The organism is Cupriavidus sp. 01L46 (assembly GCF_056399905.1).
In genome coordinates, this window is the sequence record NZ_JBFTSF010000519.1 from 1 (window position 1) to 2413 (window position 2413).

At 66.5% G+C, this 2413-nt stretch carries 2 protein-coding genes and 1 pseudogene; 1 reads left to right on the forward strand and 2 read right to left on the reverse strand.

The window, feature by feature from the left end; translation table 11 throughout:
• Positions 1-40: 40 nt before the first annotated feature.
• Complete coding sequence (locus AC1DS3_RS37775) at positions 41-1447, reverse strand: RsmB/NOP family class I SAM-dependent RNA methyltransferase (RefSeq protein ID WP_477129269.1); 1407 nt, start codon at positions 1445-1447, stop codon at positions 41-43.
• Entirely contained in the window at positions 1444-2100 is a 657-nt protein-coding gene (purN, locus tag AC1DS3_RS37780) for a phosphoribosylglycinamide formyltransferase (RefSeq protein ID WP_441636598.1), read from the reverse strand. Before purN ends, AC1DS3_RS37775 begins: the two co-directional genes overlap by 4 nt.
• A 241-nt stretch (positions 2101-2341) precedes the next feature.
• Between purN and AC1DS3_RS37785 the strand changes: the two are divergent.
• Positions 2342-2413, forward strand: a pseudogene (locus tag AC1DS3_RS37785) (response regulator); the annotation flags it as partial.

Sequence of the window (2413 nt, forward strand, 5' to 3'; positions counted from 1 at the left end):
GGGATGCCTCCCCGGGCGCAGCCGCCTGACCGATCGGGCGTTAGCTGACGCGCTCCAGCACGGCGGCGAAGAAGCCGTCGGTCTGGTGCAGGTGCGGGTACAGCGCCAGCATCTCGGCATCTTCCGGCAAGCCGGGCACCGTGATCTTTTGCTCGGCCAGCACCTGCGCGGCGGGCACCAGGCGGAAGGCCGGGTGCGAGGCCAGGAAACCGCGCACGATGCCTTCGTTCTCGGCCTCCAGCACGCTGCAGGTTGCGTAGACCACGCGCCCGCCCACCTTTACCAGGCGCGCGGCGGACTCGAGAATGGCCGCCTGCTTGACGGTCAGCTCCAGCACCGATTGCGGCGACTGGCGCCACTTCAGGTCCGGATTGCGCCGCAGCGTGCCCAGGCCGCTGCAAGGCGCATCCACCAGCACGCGGTCGATCTTGCCGGCCAGGCGCTTGATCTTGGCGTCGTGCTCGGAGTCGATCAGCACGGGGTGCACATTGGACAATCCGCTGCGCGCCAGGCGCGGCTTGAGATTGGACAGGCGCTTCTCGGACACGTCGAATGCATAGAGGCGGCCGGTGGAGCGCATCAGCGCGCCCAGGGCGAGCGTCTTGCCGCCCGCGCCCGCGCAAAAATCGACCACCATCTCGCCGCGCTTGGGCGCGACCAGGTTGCACAGCAGCTGGCTGCCTTCATCCTGCACTTCGACCAGGCCGTTGACGAACAGCGGCAGCTGGTTGAGCGCCGGCTTGYCGGCCAGGCGGATGCCGGACGGCGCCATCGGCGTCAACTCGGCCTTCAGCCCCGCGGTGGTCAGTTCGGCCAGCGCGGCCTCCTGCGTGGTCTTGACCAGGTTGGCGCGCAGGTCCAGCGGCGCCGGGCGCAGCCAGGCGTCGCCCAGCGCTTCGACAAAGGCTTCGTCGTGGCGCGCGGCCAGCTGGTCGAACAGCCATTCGGGCAGGTTGGCGCGCACGCGCGGCGCCAGGCTGGAACGCTCGATCGTGGTCAGGCGATCGAGCCATTCGCCCTCTTCCGGCAGCAAGAACGGCGTCAGTACGTCGCGGCCCAGCGTGGCGGCCAGGCCCAGCAAGGCCAGGCGGCGCTGCGAAGCTCCCGTGCCGCTGGCGGCGAACTGCGCAAACTCCACGCGCCGGCGCAGCACGGCAAACACGGCTTCGGCGATGATGCCGCGCTCGCGATGGCCCAGCTTGGGGTTTTCGCGGAAGTAGTAGCTCACCACCACGTCGGACGGACGCGTGAACATCAGCACCTTGCCCAGCAGGCGGTCGATATGCTGGATATGGACGGCATGCAGCCCGCCATGYGGCCCGCGGCCTTGCTGCGGGGCCTGGCCCTCGTTCGCATCGCGCGAGCGCGACAGGCGGATGGGCGTGCCCTTGTGATCCTTGTTCTTGTTGCGGACGGGCTGGCGGGCCCCTGCGGTATTGCGGCTCATGACTGCACCTCCGTAGCGGCAGCAAAGGCCGTAAACAGCTGGGATTCGGGTGGTTCGACCCGGACTACGCCGGCACGCACTTGCAGCCGGCCTTCGACATACCAGCGCACAGCGCGCGGGTAGATAACGTGTTCGCACGGCAACAGGCGCGTGGCCAGGCTCTCGGGCGTGTCGTCCGGCAGCACGTCAAGCGCGGCCTGGACGATGACGGGGCCGTGATCAAGCTCGGGCGTGACGAAATGCACGCTGGCGCCGTGGACCTTGACGCCCGCCTCAATGGCTTGCCGGTGCGTATGCAGCCCCGGAAAGCACGGCAGCAGCGACGGATGGATATTCAGCATGCGCCCGGCGTACTTGTCGACAAAGCCCGGCGTCAGGATGCGCATGAATCCGGCCAGGACCACCAGGTCCGGCGCGAAAGCGTCGATGGCAGCGGCGAGCGCGGCATCAAAAGTGGCGCGATCATCATAAAGCTTGTGGTCCACCACGCCGGTAGCCACGCCGTGGTCGGCGGCATATTTCAGACCTTCGGCGTCTGGCCGGTTGGACAAGACCGCCGCTACGCGCGCCGGCCAGCCCTCGGCGGCGCAGGCGCTGACGATGGCTTCCATATTGGAGCCTCGCCCGGAAATCAGGATAACGATATTTTTCATCGCGCAATTCTACCAAGTCGGGGCCAGTACACGACCAAAGCGAGCGCATTAGGCACTTAAAACACGCGAAACCCTCGCCGCAGCGCCATTTCGCATGGCCTATACGCAACGTGAACCCGCGTGCGGTGGATTGTGACGCCTCGCCCGCTCTGCTAGAGTGGCTGCTATCGTCCACGCGCAGTCCGTTAACACGGCTTCAAGTGACAACAAGGACGAACTGGGAAATTAGACGGGAAATCGCATGTCGAACGCTGCACCGACCTTGTTGGTGGTCGATGATCATCCTATGGCCTTGTCTGGCACAACCGCGTTT